Annotated in this window: 21 protein-coding genes and 1 pseudogene; 8 read left to right on the top strand and 14 right to left on the bottom strand. The window is 49.6% G+C overall.

What is annotated here, in order from left to right:
- The 3 genes from gpM to M2403_RS19445 form a co-directional block, all read right to left on the bottom strand.
- The coding region (gene gpM / locus M2403_RS19455) for a phage terminase small subunit (protein ID WP_259230579.1) at positions 1-428 on the bottom strand (428 nt) is incomplete at its 3' end.
- A gap of 2 nt (positions 429-430) precedes the next feature.
- Positions 431-1,465 (bottom strand): phage major capsid protein, P2 family, encoded by a 1,035-nt coding sequence (locus M2403_RS19450; protein WP_259230578.1) that lies wholly within the window; start codon positions 1,463-1,465, stop codon positions 431-433.
- A gap of 65 nt (positions 1,466-1,530) precedes the next feature.
- A complete protein-coding gene (locus M2403_RS19445) occupies positions 1,531-2,370 on the bottom strand; it encodes a GPO family capsid scaffolding protein (protein WP_259230577.1) in 840 nt (279 codons plus the stop codon).
- A gap of 150 nt (positions 2,371-2,520) precedes the next feature.
- Between M2403_RS19445 and M2403_RS19440 the strand changes: the two genes are divergently transcribed.
- Genes M2403_RS19440 through M2403_RS19430 form a run of 3 tightly spaced genes read left to right on the top strand, consistent with a single transcriptional unit; the run spans position 2,521 to position 5,647 of the window.
- Complete coding sequence (locus tag M2403_RS19440) at positions 2,521-4,308, top strand: terminase large subunit domain-containing protein (protein WP_259230575.1); 1,788 nt, start codon at positions 2,521-2,523, stop codon at positions 4,306-4,308.
- Positions 4,305-5,336, top strand: a complete 1,032-nt coding sequence (locus tag M2403_RS19435; protein ID WP_259230574.1) for a phage portal protein — start codon at positions 4,305-4,307, stop codon at positions 5,334-5,336. The genes M2403_RS19440 and M2403_RS19435 overlap by 4 nt, the downstream gene beginning before the upstream one ends.
- A complete protein-coding gene (locus M2403_RS19430; protein ID WP_129952942.1) occupies positions 5,333-5,647 on the top strand; it encodes an ogr/Delta-like zinc finger family protein in 315 nt (104 codons plus the stop codon). The genes M2403_RS19435 and M2403_RS19430 overlap by 4 nt, the downstream gene beginning before the upstream one ends.
- Here the strand turns inward: M2403_RS19430 and M2403_RS19425 are convergent.
- The 8 genes from M2403_RS19425 to M2403_RS19390 all read right to left on the bottom strand — a co-directional run bounded on the left by M2403_RS19425 (position 5,630) and on the right by M2403_RS19390 (position 10,171).
- Positions 5,630-5,836 (bottom strand): hypothetical protein, encoded by a 207-nt coding sequence (locus M2403_RS19425; protein ID WP_259230573.1) that lies wholly within the window; start codon positions 5,834-5,836, stop codon positions 5,630-5,632. The two genes, M2403_RS19430 and M2403_RS19425, sit on opposite strands and share 18 nt — an antisense overlap.
- Positions 5,837-5,938: 102 nt before the next feature.
- A complete protein-coding gene (locus M2403_RS19420) occupies positions 5,939-8,095 on the bottom strand; it encodes a replication endonuclease (protein ID WP_259230572.1) in 2,157 nt (718 codons plus the stop codon).
- Positions 8,096-8,356, bottom strand: a complete 261-nt coding sequence (locus tag M2403_RS19415; protein WP_259230571.1) for a DUF2732 domain-containing protein — start codon at positions 8,354-8,356, stop codon at positions 8,096-8,098. It lies immediately after the preceding gene.
- A 73-nt stretch (positions 8,357-8,429) separates the two neighbouring features.
- The gene (locus M2403_RS19410; RefSeq protein ID WP_259230569.1) at positions 8,430-8,861 is read right to left on the bottom strand and encodes a hypothetical protein; all 432 of its coding nucleotides are present in this window, start codon (positions 8,859-8,861) and stop codon (positions 8,430-8,432) included.
- A gap of 7 nt (positions 8,862-8,868) precedes the next feature.
- Complete coding sequence (locus tag M2403_RS19405) at positions 8,869-9,195, bottom strand: hypothetical protein (RefSeq protein WP_259230568.1); 327 nt, start codon at positions 9,193-9,195, stop codon at positions 8,869-8,871.
- A gap of 2 nt (positions 9,196-9,197) precedes the next feature.
- Positions 9,198-9,401: a phage filamentation protein Fil family protein gene (locus M2403_RS19400; protein WP_259230567.1), complete on the bottom strand. Its 204-nt coding sequence runs from the start codon at positions 9,399-9,401 to the stop codon at positions 9,198-9,200.
- A gap of 9 nt (positions 9,402-9,410) precedes the next feature.
- On the bottom strand, positions 9,411-9,920 hold the full coding sequence (locus tag M2403_RS19395) for a phage regulatory CII family protein (RefSeq protein WP_259230566.1): 510 nt from the start codon (positions 9,918-9,920) through the stop codon (positions 9,411-9,413).
- Between the two features lie 29 nt (positions 9,921-9,949).
- The gene (locus M2403_RS19390) at positions 9,950-10,171 is read right to left on the bottom strand and encodes a regulator (RefSeq protein ID WP_112152073.1); all 222 of its coding nucleotides are present in this window, start codon (positions 10,169-10,171) and stop codon (positions 9,950-9,952) included.
- Positions 10,172-10,311: 140 nt separating this feature from the next.
- On the opposite strand from M2403_RS19390, the gene M2403_RS19385 reads away from it, so the two are divergent.
- The 3 genes from M2403_RS19385 to M2403_RS19375 are packed head-to-tail and all read left to right on the top strand — an operon-like array spanning position 10,312 to position 12,646.
- Positions 10,312-10,893, top strand: a complete 582-nt coding sequence (locus M2403_RS19385) for a phage repressor protein CI (protein ID WP_259230565.1) — start codon at positions 10,312-10,314, stop codon at positions 10,891-10,893.
- Between the two features lie 2 nt (positions 10,894-10,895).
- Complete coding sequence (locus M2403_RS19380) at positions 10,896-11,915, top strand: tyrosine-type recombinase/integrase (RefSeq protein WP_259230564.1); 1,020 nt, start codon at positions 10,896-10,898, stop codon at positions 11,913-11,915.
- Positions 11,915-12,646: a hypothetical protein gene (locus M2403_RS19375; RefSeq protein ID WP_259230562.1), complete on the top strand. Its 732-nt coding sequence runs from the start codon at positions 11,915-11,917 to the stop codon at positions 12,644-12,646. Before M2403_RS19380 ends, M2403_RS19375 begins: the two co-directional genes overlap by 1 nt.
- A 311-nt stretch (positions 12,647-12,957) precedes the next feature.
- On the opposite strand, the gene M2403_RS19370 is transcribed toward M2403_RS19375, so the two are convergent.
- The 3 genes and pseudogenes from M2403_RS19370 to tssD all read right to left on the bottom strand — a co-directional run bounded on the left by M2403_RS19370 (position 12,958) and on the right by tssD (position 14,345).
- Positions 12,958-13,476: a hypothetical protein gene (locus tag M2403_RS19370; RefSeq protein ID WP_165061471.1), complete on the bottom strand. Its 519-nt coding sequence runs from the start codon at positions 13,474-13,476 to the stop codon at positions 12,958-12,960.
- Complete coding sequence (locus tag M2403_RS19365) at positions 13,473-13,853, bottom strand: tlde1 domain-containing protein (RefSeq protein ID WP_152327259.1); 381 nt, start codon at positions 13,851-13,853, stop codon at positions 13,473-13,475. Before M2403_RS19365 ends, M2403_RS19370 begins: the two co-directional genes overlap by 4 nt.
- A 1-nt stretch (position 13,854) precedes the next feature.
- A pseudogene (gene tssD, locus M2403_RS19360) lies at positions 13,855-14,345 on the bottom strand (type VI secretion system tube protein TssD).
- Positions 14,346-14,622: 277 nt separating this feature from the next.
- On the opposite strand from tssD, the gene fepB reads away from it, so the two are divergent.
- The gene (gene fepB, locus M2403_RS19355) at positions 14,623-15,591 is read left to right on the top strand and encodes a Fe2+-enterobactin ABC transporter substrate-binding protein (RefSeq protein WP_259230591.1); all 969 of its coding nucleotides are present in this window, start codon (positions 14,623-14,625) and stop codon (positions 15,589-15,591) included.
- Positions 15,592-15,602: 11 nt separating this feature from the next.
- Entirely contained in the window at positions 15,603-16,637 is a 1,035-nt protein-coding gene (gene fepD, locus M2403_RS19350) for a Fe(3+)-siderophore ABC transporter permease (RefSeq protein WP_256443926.1), read from the top strand.
- Positions 16,638-16,639: the final 2 nt, after the last annotated feature.

Here is a 16,639-nt window from a genome sequence, read left to right as displayed (position 1 = left end):
GGGTGGCCATCCCTGGCCTGTACTTCCGCCCATTTCAGGACGGTATCCGCCACAAAGGTGGGGAAATTGCTTTTCAACTCAACCGGGGTTTCCTGTCCCTGCTCGATGGCGATATCCGCCAAATTAAGCGCGGCGTCCATGTCGCCCACGTCAAAAAGCCAAATCACACACCATGCCAGGATCGGATTACGGTACACCTCACCGCCATTCAGGTACTTTTCAACGGTGGGCATCCATTTTGGTAATAATTCATCACGCTTTAACGCCACCTTTTGCGCCAATGTCAGCCCGTGCAACATATCCACATCGTTGGCCAGCGCCGCACTCAGAACATGCAAGCTGTCTGCCCCTTCCAGTGCCTGGCGTTGTCTTAACTTCGTTTCTGCCGCTATGCGGGCATTGTGTCGCTGCGCGGGTGACAGGCTCATGTTTACTCTCCGCCTACGGGTTCGGATGGCTCGGCAACGGTGCCGATGGTCACGGCGGATTCATCGATCGCCGCATACAGTTCCGGGTATTCCACCGCGTAACCTTCATTGCGCAGGTACTTGTTTTCGTACTGCTTACGGTCTTCAACAAACTCCGCTTTACGCTGGCGGGTATTACGCTGCGTATAGATGTGCAGGTTCGCGAGCGTGGTCACCACCATGCGCTTACCCGGCATAAATGGCGGAATAATGGCCTGACGCCCGGCAATGGAGTCCTGCAACATCTGCGCGGCGATTTTCTCGCTTGGACGGTCAGCCGCCTGATACAGTCGATACTGTTCAGCCGCCACAAGGTCAGCACCCACCAGCACCACCAGGCGTGGATCGTTGCGGTATTCCTGCGGAATTTTGGCGTTGATAAGGTCTGACGCCATCGCATCCAGTGACTTGTAATCACCGTTCTGATCCAGCGTGACCGCATCGGTCATGATTTGTTTTTCGCGAATTTTGCGAACAATTTCATGCCAACCGATATTCACATCTTCGCCGTTCGGGTTTTTTTCGTAGTCGGTAGACGTCGCCACAGACTTACCGTTAAAGCCGATACGCAACATATCTAAGGCAAAGGTCTGTGTGGTAAACGCGGTGACGCGCTGGAAAAATTCTTCTTCCGAACCGGCGTTCGCCCAGATGGAAAGCAGATCCCAACGCAGCGCGGCGCAGGAGTCAGTTTCAACCAGCTTGTATTCATTACCGTTAACGCCTACGTTGCGGCGAAAACGCCCGTCAGCAATACGTCCGGTATGCAAGCCAGACGAGCCCACGCTCACCACCTGACCAGAAAGCTGGTCAACATCGGCCACAGTGATCCAGTTCAGGAAATCCGAACTTTCCAGCAGCGCATCACGTAGCTGCGTTTCCTTCGGATCAGACAGAGAGAAATAATTACTTTCCTCGCCACCATCCAGACCGTTAGCCGCCGCAAGTCCCGCGCCGAATTGCTTTAAAAAGCCACGCGCTTTTGCATTTAAAATCATTATTTACTCATCCTTAATCGCTACTCAGCGGTTAATGTTTTCCCTGGCGAAAGCCTGATAAATGCTTATAAGAACTGGAACGGTTTGCGTGAACCCTTCGGATTCTTATTCGGCAACGTGGTCACCTTTTTATCCAGCTTGCTAAATTTGCTGACGATATTCGGCAACTCTTCACGCAGGCGGGCGAATTCTTCCGTATCCACCACGTCTTTCACGGTTTCAACATCGGTCTGAATATCTTCAACGGTTGAATCCGTTGCTTCCGTTTTTGTTTCCAACGCAGTGATACGAGATTCCAACGAAGCAACTACCTCGGCCAGCGCCTGTAATTTATCGCCGTCCTGGGGAGTTTCTTCCTGTGCCGGTGTTTCGTCTTCAATACTGAAAAGGCTGCGCCATTTCGATTTATTTTTGTCCTTCCCTGCCATGTTAATTTCCTTAACTTCGTTAATTACCAGCGGATTACTATTTCCGATAAAGTAATTGTCTTTCCGCTTATTAAATCGCATTCGCGTAGTGCCTACGCTTGCGGGTTCATCTGTAACGCCCAGCCCTTCAAGATAATAACGGCCGGTTCCGCGAAAGTTGCCATCAGGCGTTAACTCCACTGACGTGAATAAAAGCTTTCCGTTCCGATTCGCCTGTACCAGTTCAGTGGAAGGACACAACCGTGCATAGAGCTTTACTAATCCTGAGTCATCTTCGCTTGCCGCAACTTCCAGAACTTCACCGGCATTACCGCACCAGCGCTCATGCTCTGGCCAAAGCAGTGCGGTATACATATTTTTTGGGTCATATGTTTCCGCCGCGTCAATTAACATATCCCTGGTTAAAAAACGCTTATCAACCGTTTCCCCTTCGGTTGCGATACAGAGCCAATTCGTCATTAAATGTGAATCTGACATACCGGAATTAACCTCCGTTGTTTCCGTGGAATGCAGTATCGCCAATAATTAAGCCCGCCGCATTAAGCAGAATTCGGATATAACCCTATATCCGATTACATCAGATATTTACTTAACGAAATAGCCGAAACATCCCCGCATAATTACCGAATGGCCAAATACACAGACGAACTAAAAGACGTCGCACGCGCTTTATATTTGCGCCGTGCCACGCCAAGGGAAATTGCTCAGGATTTAAATCTGCCGAATGCGCGGATCATTTACTACTGGGCGCAAAAAGGGAATTGGGCTGACTTACTCAGCCATGAATCAACAGAGGAAGCCATTGAACGCCGTTACCAATTATTAGTTGGCCGGGACAAAAAAACAGAGCTGGAATTAAAAGAGATAGATGTGCTGATTGCTCACGCGGTGAAACTGCGTGCTCAGACAAATAAACATAAAGAGAAAATGGCCGCCGCTAAATCTGGCAATCAGGGAGGCTATGACAACCAGGGCGGGAACGGTGACGGCGCAGAGCCGGTGAAGAAACGAAAATATAAGAAAAACGATATCTCCGGGTTATCACAGGAAGATTTTGACGCTTTCGCAGAGGAACATTTATTCGGTTATCAGAAGCACCTGCGCAACAACCTGGCACAGCAGATCAGGAACATCCTGAAAAGCCGCCAGATTGGTGCCACTTGGTACTTTGCGATTGAGGCATTCGAAAATGCGGTCATGACCGGTGACCCGCAAATTTTCCTTTCCGCCTCCAAAGCCCAGGCGGAAGTGTTCCGCTCTTACATCGTCAACATCGCAGAGCAGTATTTCGGCATTGTGCTGACCGGCAACCCGATCAGATTAAGCAACGGCGCAGAGCTGCGCTTTCTATCCACCAACAAAAACACCGCGCAGTCATACAGCGGCCATTTGTACTGCGACGAATACTTTTGGGTGCCGAATTTCGCCAAGCTTAACGAGGTGGCCAGCGCAATGGCCACGCACGATCATTGGCGAACCACCTACTTTTCAACGCCCAGCGCCAAAACGCACCAGGCTTATCCCTTCTGGACGGGGGAAGAATGGAAGCAGGGAGACAAAGAACGTCAAAACGCCGTTTTCCCTAGCTTTGATGAAATGCGCAACGGCGGCCGACTCTGCCCGGATGGCCAGTGGCGGTACATCATCACGATGGAAGATGCGATTAAGGGCGGGTTTAACCTGGCCAGCATCGAGAAGCTGCGCAACCGCTACAACCGAGACACGTTCAACATGTTGTATATGTGCGTGTTTGTGGACAGCAAAGACAGCGTTTTCAAATTCAGTGATCTGGAAATCTGCGGCGTGGACGTGGCCGATTGGCAAGACCATGACCCCAACGCCGAGCGGCCGTTTGGTAACCGTGAGGTATGGGGAGGCTTTGACCCGGCGCGTTCTGGCGATACCTCCACGTTTGCCATCGTTGCCCCACCACTTTATGCCGTGGAGAAATTCCGCGTGCTCTGCCTTTTTCACTGGAAAGGGATGAATTTCGCCTATCAGGCCGCGCAGATCAAAAAGCTGTTCGGGAAGTACAACATGACTTACATCGGCGTAGACGTCACCGGCATTGGCCGGGGCGTATTTGAACTGATTGAACATTTTGCCCTACGTGAAGCGGTGGCCATTCACTACGGCATGGAAACCAAAACCCGGCTGGTGTTGAAGATGATCGACGTAATCGGCGCAAAACGCCTGGAATGGAACAAAGACAACCGGGAAATTGCCGCGTCTTTCTTATCCATCCGACACACCAGCACGGCCAGCGGCAATGCCATGACGTTCAAAGCCGATCGCACGGTGGAAACCGGCCACGCCGATGCCTTTTGGGCAATCGCGCACGCCGTTATTAACGAGCCGATCAACTTTGAGCATAAGCGTAAATCTAAATGGAACTTAGGGAAAAAAGCAGCATGAGTAAACACAAGCCCGCCCGCCAGGCAAAGAAAGAACAACGAGACAGCAGCATAAGAATGAGCATCATCAGCATGGGACGCCCGGAACCCATCCTGACCACCGGCACAAATTACCAGGATATCTGGTATGACAATGAATTCGATCACTACACCTTGCCGATTGACCGCCTGGCACTGGTCCAACTGACGAACCTAAACAGTCAGCACGGCGGCGTGATTTATGCCCGTCACAACATGGTGGCATCGGATTACTTGGGCGGCGGTTTAACGCATGAGCAGTTGCGCGGAGGCGTGTTTGATTATTTATCCTGCGGCGACCTGGCCATTCTGAAAGTGCGTTCGGGCTGGGGTGACGTGGTGGATTTGCTGCCGCTGCCGTCGCTGTATCTGCGCGTGCGTAAAACAGGGGAATTTGTGGTTCTGCAGCACGGCGAACCGTTGGTATACAGCCCGGATGATGTGATTTTCCTCAAACAGTACGACCCGCAGCAACAGATTTACGGCCTGCCGGATTATATCAGCGGCATTCACTCGGCATTACTCAACAGTGAAGCAACCATTTTCCGCCGCCGCTACTATCACAACGGGGCGCACACCGGGGGGATCATTTACACCAACGACGCGAACATGACCGATGAAGTAGAGGAAGAAATTGCGCAGAGACTGGAAAGCAGCAAAGGGATCGGGAACTTCTCCACCATCTTTGTGAACATTCCCCAGGGCGGGGAAAAGGCGATCCAGTTTATTCCGGTGGGGGATATCGGCGCGAACGATGAATTCAACAATGTGAAGAACATCAGCGCGCAGGATGTGCTGAACGCCCACCGGTTCCCGGCTGGCCTGGCGGGCATTATTCCGCAAAATACGGGCGGCTTACCTGACCCGGATAAGTCACGAACGACATATAGAAAGGATGAAGTCATTCCGTTGCAGCGCATGATCATGAATGCGGTCAACAGTGACCCGGAAATTCCGTTACATCTGCGGCTTAACTTCGCCTTTGACACAACATCAGAGGATGAAAAATGAGCCGCAACAGGCTAAAATCACGGGGTTATCACTTCCCCGGAGCCAACAACATGCGCGTGATGAAAGTCATCTGCCCCGAATGCGGCGCGAACTCAGTCATTAAAAAAACGTCACGCAAACACCGCCAGATTTCAGACCTGTATTGTGCGTGTTCTGACTTCGAATGTGGCCATACCTTTGTAATGAATATGACCTTTTCGCACACTATTAGCCCCAGCGCGAAAAGCCAGGGCAGTTTACTGCGTGGCTTAGTGGAGTCTTTGAAATCCGACGATAAGCAAATGTTGCTTTCGCTACTGCAACAAGCCTGAATCACTGCCCCCGTTTTGGGGGTTTTTCTTATCTTTCTCAATCAAATTTTTCAGCAATTCCGCATTTAACTCAGCCAGCCAATCAAGTGCGATAGCTTTATCTTCCTGATTGCATGCTCCTACTGATACCAGACGAGACATCATTTCCATCCGCTGCACGGCGATTGTCTCAAAAAATAAATCCTGCATCCCCCAACCTCCTTAATATATTAACTGTATAAATATACAGTATCTCAAAATGTTACAGAATAAAAGCAAACTGCGCGTGCTTTTGCGAGTTTTCAGCTTGCATTAAATCCCTAATGCCTCAAACGCCCGGTTAACGGCATCACTCTGATCCACCTGCAAAACATGTCCATCGGCACACACCCAGCACATGCCAGGAGAATCAAATGACTCATTTTCGGGCGTGATAACCTCCCCACACTCCTTGCAATATGCTTTCCGTCGCCTGACCACCAGCCGGTTGCCCTCTAATTGCATTTCGGTTTCCCGATCCAGCGGCACGATATTGCCCCTGGCCAGCGCTTTGGCCATCTGGCCAGCATCCTGTGACTGAATACCGATGCCCTTTTTCAATTCGGTGATCGTACTTTGAGTACAGTTATTGACAGAACTCCAAGGGGCGGCGATGCCGCCAGGAAAAGCAACCTCCGCTTCGCTGTCGGCCAACTTCGGAACAATCGCCCACTTAGCCAGGCGCGTTAATACCTCTGATTCCTGACCCGATAACGGCGAATAAACCCCCTGGATACGCTGAACGGCTTCTCCGTATTCATTGCCGCATTCAGTGATTTCATACATCAGGCGCACAACCAGATCACGACGCGCCACCAACGCCCCGCCCTGTGCCTGGGTATAGGATGCCCAGCACCCCACATCCGCCGCAGCCAGCACGGCATCCATAGATTTGTTTTCCAGGGTGATATCACGCATGCGGCGTAACTCACGCCAGACCGTTACCGGCGCACCGCCGATTTGCTGAAACTGACGGATCCGCCAGCGGCTTGCCCAGGCAGATACCGCTCTGGCCATGTCTTTTAAATTTTCGCCGGTTTCGTCATCGGCTTCCCCGTCCAGCGCGTACCCATCGATATTTTTGGAAATGTATTTAGCGATGTAGCCGGTTGCGCTGCCCTTCTCCGGATCGATAGGCTCAACGTGAAAACGCGCCTTAAGCGCGTATTCGGATTGCAGTTCTTCGGAGTCTTCAAAGCGGGAGTAGTAACAGAGAATATCTCGCACCTCGGCCACGTCTGACGGGCGCATGAACAGCAACATATGCCAGTGCGGCGTCCCATCGTGATGCGGTTCGACTACGCGAAAACCAAAGACGTGGATCCCGGCGCGGGAAAACGCAGCGCGGGCTTTTGCCCATACGCCGCAAAGGTATTTTTGTGTTTGCTGCGGGCTGGCCGCGTTCCACTGAGACACGAACCCGCCCTTGCTGTGCACGGCGTGATATTTCGACGGCGCGGTGATCGTGTAAAACTCTCCGGCCATCCCCATTTCAGTGGCCAAATCTTCAAACCCACGCATACGAACCATCAGTTCGCAGCGACGCTTTGCCGGGTTGGCATTGCTGCCGTCCACCATGTCAGCCAGGGAAAGACGCTCCCCCGTCTCCTGATTTTGCAGATCACACGATTTAAAAAACTCCCGGTTACGTTTCTTTTGCTCCACCCATTCCCCTTGCGTGGAACGGCTGACGTAGGCCGATGCCGCCTTTTGCACCTGGCCAACGGCGATGGCCATATGCTCACGTTGCAGATCACGGCGGCGCTTCAACTTAGTACGCCACCATTCCGGTGCCACCATACGCAATAAACCGGATTCCGCGGTGCGAGTTGTGAAAGTGCGACCTGAAAGAAATTGCTGCCAGTACGGCGGCGTGATACCGGCCATTTTGGCCAACTTGCCCAGGTGCTCAAAGGTGGCAAAAGTGCGGCGCGTCATTTCCTTCTGATCAGCAACTGCGCCGTCAAAAGCCAGATCAATAAAATCGGTGAATGACTCAGACATAAAATCAGCGACGCGGTGCGCAAGGTTACGCAGTTCATCACGCCCAAAGGTGGGAAGTTTTTCAAGGTCAGCCAGGAATGGGAAAGGGATCACCCCCGCAGCCTGGTGTTTTGTCGTGTACTGTTCGCAGACATTGCGTAGACGTGGCAATACGCTCTTACCCACCGTAGTACGTAAAAACGTATTGGCACGGCGGCGGCCGTTATGGCCACCCTCCAATAATTTGCTGTAGCGATCGCCAAAATAGCGTGCCAAGAAATCCGGCATTTCGCCAAGATACTCAGCACGCCAATCGTGATCGGCCTTATTGAGATGCCATAACTGCCGCTCAGTCAGGCTGATTTCATCAGGTGCGCCAGGGGCAAATTGCTCTTGCTGCCACTGGCGGGTTTCATGATGCTGGCCGTTAAAGGCAAAAAGCTCCATTTATAAGGCGCGATCAAACTGTTCGGATTCCTGCCGCAGCAATTCCACGGCTTCCGCTGCGTTTAATCCCTCAGTCGCAATATATGCAGCCAAACGCTCCAAACGGCCGGAGTATTTCACAGCTGCATCGGCCATCGATTCTGCGCGGGCATTCTTCAAAATATTGTCCAGACTTTCAGCGTCCTGATAAGCCGGTGATGATTGGTCAAAACTCCGCAGCACTGGCGTGCGTTTCGGGCGGTCATTTCGGGATAGATTCATGGGACAACTCCAAATTTTGGCAGCAAGAAACCCCGGCAACCTGACGGAAGCCGCGAGCATTCGAAGGATTTAATTAATGAAAACTAAGCGGGGAAATCGTTGTTTCGTATTTTTTAGGAAGCGGTGCAAGCGGTGACAGGTTAAGCGCCCCCATGCCGTGCAATTCCTTGGTCGTATCAAACCAGGTGCTGATCAGCGCATGAGCATGACCTTGCCCCAAAGAACCGGCCAAAAAATACAGGGCGCGAATGCTGGCCATTGTTTCGACTTGTTCGACCAACGTTTCAGACTCACGGTAGGCGCGAACCCAAAACGCAGTATTGGCCGCAAACCATTGGTGCGGGTTATCAAGGTGAACCGTGTCATTGAACATGAAAGGCGTCAGCGCAACGCGGCCTTTTGACACGTGGCATTTACTCAGGAATAAACGGCTGTAATTGAACTTAACGCCAAAAGCTGCGAATGATTCGATCAAACCAATTTCGTCTACGGTGATAATTTTCATACTTCCCTCAGTGCATTGGATTTGGAATTTTTTGTTCGTCAGCTCGACGGCTAACACTACAAACAACAACGCCTTTGAAATCTTCCGGCGTCAGCAAACGGGTTTGTTGCTGCATTTTTCTGACCTTCAAAACGCCCTGCCACAGCGCGATTTTTTCCGCCTCGGTCAAATCTTCCCAGGCACATTTCACATGGCGGCTTTTCAGCTGGGAGAGGAAACAAAGATCGCGGCGTTCATCTTCTGGAAGATTTTCCCAATAATGTTTCACCCGGTTTTCAGCCCCTGAAATCATCTTTCGGGCTTCACTAATCCATTTCGGCATTTGCTGTTCCACGCTTACCCCCTTAACCCCATTAGGCGAGTCCACCACGGACGGCGTTTAATCTTCACCATCGGGTGACGGCAACCACTTAGAAACGCCACTTTGCTGGCTGCCGGTTGCCAACGCTGACCGTTCGGCAATTCAAGCCAGCCGTGGCCATAGCTTTGCAGTTGAATCGTTGGCGATTGTTGCTTTAATAGTTGTGCGAAAACTTTCATCGAATAGCCTCAGGTCAGCCCAGGCATGACGCCGCATGAACCCAAAACGTCCATTGCAGATGCCAGCACAGGCGTGGTGTGAAAACGCGACTCAACAGACACAACGAGCAAGGACAGATCGCGGATCGCCTGATTGGCTCGGTCTAAAATGGCGTTTCTACGGAGTTGCGTCATAGGCGCAGCTGATATGGCTTCACCAGCGATAACGCCGATTGCAGCCGTGGCACTTAAGGTGTGCAACGATAAATTATCTGGTTTTGCTTCATTCACCGGTACAGCAGGCAAGCATTTCAGTTGTGCCAACAAACCATCCAGAACCGCCGAATCATCAGTGATATCTGTCAGCATGATCAGTTCGTTTACTGTTAAACGATGGGGCTGCTCTGGATTCAGTTTGTTGCGTAGCACCTGGGCAGAAATCCCCATAACAGCAGCAACCTCAGTTAGGTTGTGCGCCAAAGAGAAGCGGCGGCAAGCGGTATCCAGATATGGATGTATAGAGGTCTGATAATCAAACATTGTCGCTTTCCCCTAATCTGGGCAAGTTATTAGGCAGAAAGCGCAATGTTGCATTCACTCAACGCCTGGACAGTAAGAGCAGCCATATTAATTTCTATTAAGCCTTTCTTTTGTAAACCTTTTGGCTTGATTGGAAGCTTCCCATATTCGATCAAATTACGAGCGGTTTCGACTGCCATACCTGTGCGACGGCAATATTCAGCGAGAGGTAAGTAAGGTTCGGGGATGACAATTGTAATATTCGGACGCATAAGGCAAACTCCTGTTTTGATTGGATACGGCAATATCCGTCAATAATCGTTAATAACTACAAAACGGAGCTAGGTTAACTCGCAAAAAACTACAAATCAATATTTATGTAGCTTTTTGAGCGATTATCCTTTGTGAAATCATGTCTAAATTTATCTTCAACTTTGACGGCGAGAGCGCCCCCGTATTGGATCGCGTTTTAGATGCCTATGGCTTTGGTTCCAAAATTTTACTGGCTGAACATCTTGGTATTGCTTCGAGCAGTTTGGCGGGACGTTATAAGCGCGGCGGATTTCCTGCAGATATCGTAGTGCGGTGCGTTGCCGAGACAGGTGCAAATCTTGAGTGGCTTGCTACTGGCCACGGCAAGAAATTTGAAGACAGCGAATTGGACATCATGCGATTCCCTCGCAAAAAGCTAATAGAAGGCCAGCTTTATGAGTCAGGCTATTTGCTGTTCGATAAAGTTTTATTCCTCCCTGGTTCTCAGATTCCAGAAGAACCTATCTGCGTAATTGATGGCTCAACACAATTCATCGTCGAGCAAAAATTCCCTGAGATTTATGATGGTGAGTGGCTGGTAGATATTGAAGGAAAGGTAAGTATCAGAACACTGACAAGAGTCCCGGTGAAAAGAGTTCGGGTTAGTGGCGTAGGCATGGCTTTTGATTGCAACCTGGACGACATTACAGTGTTCGGCCGCGTTGTTATGACGTGTAAATAATCATGCCCGTCAGAAAGCTTGAAAACGGCCAATGGGAAGCCGATTTTTATACTGAGAATCGCAGTGCGGGGAAACGCGGTAAACGCGTTCGCAAGAAATTTAGCACCAAAGGCGAAGCTCTTGCTTTCGAGCGTTATACATTAGAGAAAGCACAGAACACTCCCTGGAATGGCGAAAAGAAAGAAACCAGGCGATTAAAAGATATTGCCAAACTTTGGTATGACCAACATGGTACAACCTTGAAGGATGGGCAAAGAAGACTAGATGCTATGGAATGGGCAGCGGAATGTATGGGGCAACCGCTAGCGACCGAATTCAATGCACAACTTTTTTCCGCTTATCGTGCCAAACGATTATCAGGTGAATTCGCTAGGACAGCGCGAGTTTCAAAAGTCACACCACGCACCATAAATTTAGAATTATCTTACTTTCGAGCGGCATTTAACGAACTCCGACGACTTGGTGAATGGTTACTACCAAACCCATTGGAGAATGTAAGAGCTTTTCGTACAGAAGAAAGTGAGATGGCATATCTTACTCAAGAGCAGATTTCCGCTCTGTTAGAAGAATGCAAAAGCAGCAGCGCCAAAGATTTAGAAACTATTGTAAAAATTTGTCTCTCCACTGGTGCGAGGTGGAGCGAAGCAGAAAGTTTGACAAAATCACAAGTGTCTAATGACCGAATTACCTTCACGAAAACTAAAGGTAAGAAAAACAGAACCGTTCCTATTAGTAATGAACTTGCGGAATCATTCCCTAAGAAGAAGAGTGGAGCGCTCTTCGAACCTTGTTACTATGCTTTTCGCTCAGCATTAGGTCGAACTAAAATCGCCCTTCCTGATGGCCAGTTATCGCATGTTTTGCGTCATACTTTTGCCAGTCATTTTATGATGAACGGCGGCAACATTCTGGTGCTGCAGCGCATCCTTGGACATACTGACATTAAAATGACTATGCGTTATTCTCATTTTGCACCTGACCATCTTGAAGATATTTTAAAATATAATCCCATGGTGAAATAATGACTACCCTTGAAAAGGCCACAACATTAATAAAAAAACACCCCTGGTACACCGCAATACTTTCTTTAGCTATATTAATTATATGTGGCACTCCATTGTTTTTATACTTCTTTAAATTTCATCAAGATTTATCGTCTAATTCAAACGAATGGGCAGCATTTGGATCATATATTGGCGGAGTATACGGGCCTGTATTTACATTAGCTAGTGTACTTGTGCTAGTAATAACCGTAATTGAAATAAATCAATCCAACAAATCTAACCTGGAGCATCTAAGAGGTGAGCAGGCGATAAATGATGTTATCAAATTAACTGAGATGCTAAGTAATTGCATAGACAAGAATATATTAATTCCTGATAGGAAATATTTTTTTTCTTTTTTAAACACTACCATGATTACTAAGTTAACAAGGATGCCGCCAGGAAGCGAGGATGAAATTTATAAAAGATCCATTAATAAATTTTCGGATAATGAGATTGTGTTATTTGAAAACGAATTAGGGATACTTCATGAAATAATCATTAGGATACACTTCATTGAAGATGGCTTACTGAAAGAAAGAGCAAAAGCAATTTTCAGAGGAATGATTCCAAATACTGAAAGATTCTGGCTTGAGTGTTTTGTTCGAAAATTCCACCATTCTGTAGCTAGAGATCTCTGGAGTAACTTTAGCTATGCACCAAAAGAGTTACATGATTGTCTCGGTACTACAGAAGATCTAACGCCCTAGTAAATGTGTCGCAAAATTGTCGCACGAAGAAAGGAAAGTTGGCCTATATTGACTTATATTAATGCGCCACTCCCTTAAACAATCAGTAACTCATTGTTTTAAATTTGTTTTCACGGTTCTCATAATCGCTTGGTCGCTGGTTCAAGTCCAGCAAGGGCCACCAAATTAAACAAGGACTTGCGTCAAAAACGTGAGTCCTTTGTTTTTTTAAAGTTTAAACCGGAGATTTTTGCACGGATAATCAGAGTGCTTACCGGTTGTTGACTGCAATAAAACCTATCCACTCTTCTGACCGATTACAGTGAGAGTGATCAGTACTCATCTTCTCCCCATTCCATTTTTCCAGCTTTATCCGCTGCTTTGATATCTTTCATCTGACCTTCGAGAATATCGAGACACGCTGCTCCGCTCTTTCCTGTTCCTGCTAACTGCGCGTGTGCGCTGGTGTAATAGCGCTCAATCATTTTTTCCGTGGGTTCTATAAATGGCATTCCACAGACAATGTTAATATTATGCGGCGTAACCTGCTTTAAAGTTGCTGGCGTATTAACTGTCAGCGCCAGCGCCAATGCTGTATCGATGCCTTCCTGAAATGCAGCGGCACCTAAAAACGGTTCCTGAGTTAATTCAGGATAAAGAGATATGTATTCGGTGTCTCCGCGTGTAATTTTATTCTGAATCTCCTCATAGTCACGACTCGTTAAGGCGGCAGCGTCATTATGAGCAATAGCAAATATGACTCGTTCATGCAGACTATCCGACGACGTCTGGCAATATCCAATCTGTGGCAAAAGACTGGCAATTAACGTTAGCGTTATTTTCCTCATCATTTAACCTTCAACGTACGATCACCACTTGCCCAGATTTCTCGACGGACGGATGGCGCGATCACAACACAGCCTTCCGATGCCTCGCCCGGATGTTGACGACTATCTCCGTGTATTTCAAAGTCACCCCGCCCGAACATGGTATTCGAACTATTTGGATTCAGGCGCATAGCATAAGCGCCGGTGACATGTGAATTAAACGGCGCCGAGATGGTGTAACTGCCGGAGGGAAGTGGAGCGGCGTCAGGACTTCCATGCGGGGCGTGTATAGCTTCCGTTTCAGGATGATTTTTGTAGCGCCCCTTGCCAGAATAACCGGTCGTTTTCACCGTGCCGTTATGCGTTAACGTTCCGCTTGCGCGGTCATATTCCCATGCCATCTTAAGCTCCTTTCCTTTCATTCCACGAATCAGAGTGAATGATATTACCGTCAACGTACCGCCACGTTATTCTTTCATATACGAATTCTACACACTCATATGGCCTTTTTTTTCAAAGAGAGGGGCTTTGATATCCAACATTACTGGCATAATGGAAGTCACGCGCACACCTTCTAAAAGCGTATTAAAATATTCGACTTCCTGACCGGAATCGTTAATCGAATAGAACCTGAATTCGGCATTTTTCAATCGCTGCCCGGTGGTTAATGCCTTATATAAATACGGGCTGGAATCGTCAATTTCCTTCTCAAAATAATAACTAGTATGAATTCGTGTACCGGTTATTTTTCCTGTTTGGCGATCCGTCGGTAACACAACATTATGCTGAATTTCCGTTACTTCAATACTCCCTTCCCGCCCCCTGACGTCTACGCCACCACGAATCACAGCACCACCATCATCTTTGAGCCATAAATAAATGGGTATAGCCATTCTTAACATCTGCTGTAAGTTATTGAGTTGTGCAAACATACGCCTGCTGAAATGTTCATCAGCATGCAAGTTCAAAAAATTGAAATTTTCAGATGTTTGTTAGCGAATTAAGCATCTTGCATAGGAACAAAAATCAGATTCAAAGAAGCTAAGCGAGAAACCATAACTCCCTTCTTAACCAGACCTTTACCCTCATTCTCCCCTCCCGCGATTGACCCGGCCTCGCTCAAATATAATAATGAGAACCATTAACATTAAAGATTAGGGAATGGATCCAATGATTAGCGCTGGTTTTCGCATTTTTGCAGGGATTGCCGGGCTGTTTTTATCACTGATTTTCACCACTCACGCCTTTGCGGAAGGCTGGCCTCGCGAGATAAAAACTTCTCATGGCATCCTCACATTGCAGCAACCTCCGCAGCGAATTGTGTCCACCAGCGTGACGGTCACAGGGACATTGCTGGCCATCAACGCGCCCGTGATTGCCAGCGGGGCTTCCGGGCCAAACAGCCGATTTGCCGATCAGCAGGGCTTCTTCCGCCAGTGGGGAGATATCGCGAAACAGCGCGGAGTTGAACGTCTGTACATCGGCGAACCGAATGCCGAAGCCATTGCCGGTCAGGCTCCGGACTTAATTATTATTGCGGCCACCGGCGGTGATTCCGCCCTGAAGCTTTATGCTCAGCTCTCCGCGATTGCGCCGGTCATGGTGGTTAATTATGACGACAAAAGCTGGCAGGATTTGGCGAAGGAATTAGGTCAGGCAACCGGCAAGGAAGCCGATGCTGCTACCGTTATTGCCCGGTTTGAGGCGCGCGAAGCTGCATTAAAAAAAGCCATAAAACTGCCACCGCAGCCTGTTTCTGCGCTGGTTTACAGCGCCGATGGCAAAACAGCAAATCTCTGGACCCCCGCCTCACCGCAGGGACAGTTGCTGCAAGAGTTAGGGTTTAAATTGGCCTTGGTGCCTTTGAATATTGCCGCCAGCCTGAGTCAGGGCAAACGTCATGACATCATTCAGCTTTCCGGCGAGAAAATGCCTGACGCGCTAAACGGCCAGACCCTGCTGCTGTTCTCTGCCAGTCAAACCGACGCTGAGCGTCTGCTGACCAATCCGTTCCTCGCGAAATTACCCGCAGTAGAAGGTAAGCGCGTTTATGCGATGGGCGATGATACTTTCAGGCTGGATTATTACAGCGCCAGCAATATGCTGACGCAGCTTGAAACCCTGTTCACCGCCCGCTGATGACTCGTCGTATGCACGCAATTCCTGCGCCTCGCGTTTCATCGCCGGGGCAATTTCCGCGACAGGCCACCGGAATACTGTTTGCCGTGCTGCTGCTTGTTCTGATGATGGCGCTGAGTCTGTTGCTGGGCGGGAAATCCCTTTCTTTCAGCACCGTGATTTCAGCACTCAACGGGCACTGCACCGGTGCTGACTGCGTGATCGTGACCGACGCCCGGCTGCCGAGAACGCTGGCAGGTTTACTGGCGGGAATGGCGCTCGGATTATCAGGCGCGCTGATGCAAATCCTGACCCGCAATCCGCTGGCCGACCCCGGTATTCTTGGCGTTAACGCCGGTGCCGGGTTTGCGGTCGTTCTCGGAATTGCCTTCTTTGGTGTCACCGATGTCAGCGGTTATCTGTGGTTCTCGTTTGCCGGAGCTTTATCAGCGACGTTGCTGGTCGCCATGATTGGTGCACTCGGGCGCGGAAGGCTTGACCCTGTTCGTCTCACACTGGCAGGCGTTGCGCTGGCGGCCGTTCTGGAAGGATTCTCGTCGGGGATTTCCCTGCTGAATCCGCAGGTTTACGATCAGCTTCGCTTCTGGCAGGCCGGTTCGCTGGATATCCGCAACATGGCGGTGATCCGCACCGTCACACCGCCGATCCTTTTCGCCATTTTCCTCAGCTTGCTGATGACCCGTTCCCTGAATAATCTGACAATGGGCAGTGAACTGGCGACCGCGCTGGGCACTAAAATCATCACGACCCAACTGCTGGGATTACTGGCCATCACGCTGTTATGCGGTAGCGCGACAGCAGCCGTCGGCCCTGTCGCATTTGTGGGGCTGATGGTGCCGCATATGGCGCGCTGGATTTGCCGTGCGGATCCCCGCTGGCTGTTGCCGTGGACGCTGGTCCTCACGCCGACGCTGTTGCTTGCGGCAGATATCGCCGGACGGCTACTGGTCGCCGGTGAGTTGCGGGTTTCTGTCGTCGTCGCCTTTATCGGCGCGCCGGTGCTTATTTTTCTGGTTCGCCGCCCCGGCGGATTGCGCAGAGGTTAGCC

Source organism: Rahnella sp. BIGb0603, from assembly GCF_024808755.1.
Taxonomy (GTDB): domain Bacteria; phylum Pseudomonadota; class Gammaproteobacteria; order Enterobacterales; family Enterobacteriaceae; genus Rahnella; species Rahnella contaminans.
This window is presented reverse-complemented; position numbering and strand designations above follow the sequence as displayed.

Bases quoted from the DNA above. Each gene is read 5' to 3' on its own strand.
- fepD (WP_256443926.1), top strand. From the start codon at position 15,603: ATGCACGCAATTCCTGCGCCTCGCGTTTCATCGCCGGGGCAATTTCCG.
- M2403_RS19420 (WP_259230572.1), bottom strand. From the start codon at position 8,095: ATGGAGCTTTTTGCCTTTAACGGCCAGCATCATGAAACCCGCCAGTGG.
- M2403_RS19370 (WP_165061471.1), bottom strand. From the start codon at position 13,476: ATGATGAGGAAAATAACGCTAACGTTAATTGCCAGTCTTTTGCCACAG.
- M2403_RS19450 (WP_259230578.1), bottom strand. From the start codon at position 1,465: ATGATTTTAAATGCAAAAGCGCGTGGCTTTTTAAAGCAATTCGGCGCG.
- M2403_RS19395 (WP_259230566.1), bottom strand. From the start codon at position 9,920: ATGTTTGATTATCAGACCTCTATACATCCATATCTGGATACCGCTTGC.
- M2403_RS19390 (WP_112152073.1), bottom strand. From the start codon at position 10,171: ATGCGTCCGAATATTACAATTGTCATCCCCGAACCTTACTTACCTCTC.
- M2403_RS19365 (WP_152327259.1), bottom strand. From the start codon at position 13,853: ATGGCATGGGAATATGACCGCGCAAGCGGAACGTTAACGCATAACGGC.
- M2403_RS19375 (WP_259230562.1), top strand. From the start codon at position 11,915: ATGACTACCCTTGAAAAGGCCACAACATTAATAAAAAAACACCCCTGG.
- M2403_RS19430 (WP_129952942.1), top strand. From the start codon at position 5,333: ATGAGCCGCAACAGGCTAAAATCACGGGGTTATCACTTCCCCGGAGCC.
- M2403_RS19380 (WP_259230564.1), top strand. From the start codon at position 10,896: ATGCCCGTCAGAAAGCTTGAAAACGGCCAATGGGAAGCCGATTTTTAT.
- M2403_RS19425 (WP_259230573.1), bottom strand. From the start codon at position 5,836: ATGCAGGATTTATTTTTTGAGACAATCGCCGTGCAGCGGATGGAAATG.
- M2403_RS19400 (WP_259230567.1), bottom strand. From the start codon at position 9,401: ATGAAAGTTTTCGCACAACTATTAAAGCAACAATCGCCAACGATTCAA.
- M2403_RS19435 (WP_259230574.1), top strand. From the start codon at position 4,305: ATGAGTAAACACAAGCCCGCCCGCCAGGCAAAGAAAGAACAACGAGAC.
- M2403_RS19410 (WP_259230569.1), bottom strand. From the start codon at position 8,861: ATGAAAATTATCACCGTAGACGAAATTGGTTTGATCGAATCATTCGCA.
- M2403_RS19440 (WP_259230575.1), top strand. From the start codon at position 2,521: ATGGCCAAATACACAGACGAACTAAAAGACGTCGCACGCGCTTTATAT.
- fepB (WP_259230591.1), top strand. From the start codon at position 14,623: ATGATTAGCGCTGGTTTTCGCATTTTTGCAGGGATTGCCGGGCTGTTT.
- M2403_RS19385 (WP_259230565.1), top strand. From the start codon at position 10,312: ATGTCTAAATTTATCTTCAACTTTGACGGCGAGAGCGCCCCCGTATTG.
- M2403_RS19445 (WP_259230577.1), bottom strand. From the start codon at position 2,370: ATGTCAGATTCACATTTAATGACGAATTGGCTCTGTATCGCAACCGAA.
- M2403_RS19415 (WP_259230571.1), bottom strand. From the start codon at position 8,356: ATGAATCTATCCCGAAATGACCGCCCGAAACGCACGCCAGTGCTGCGG.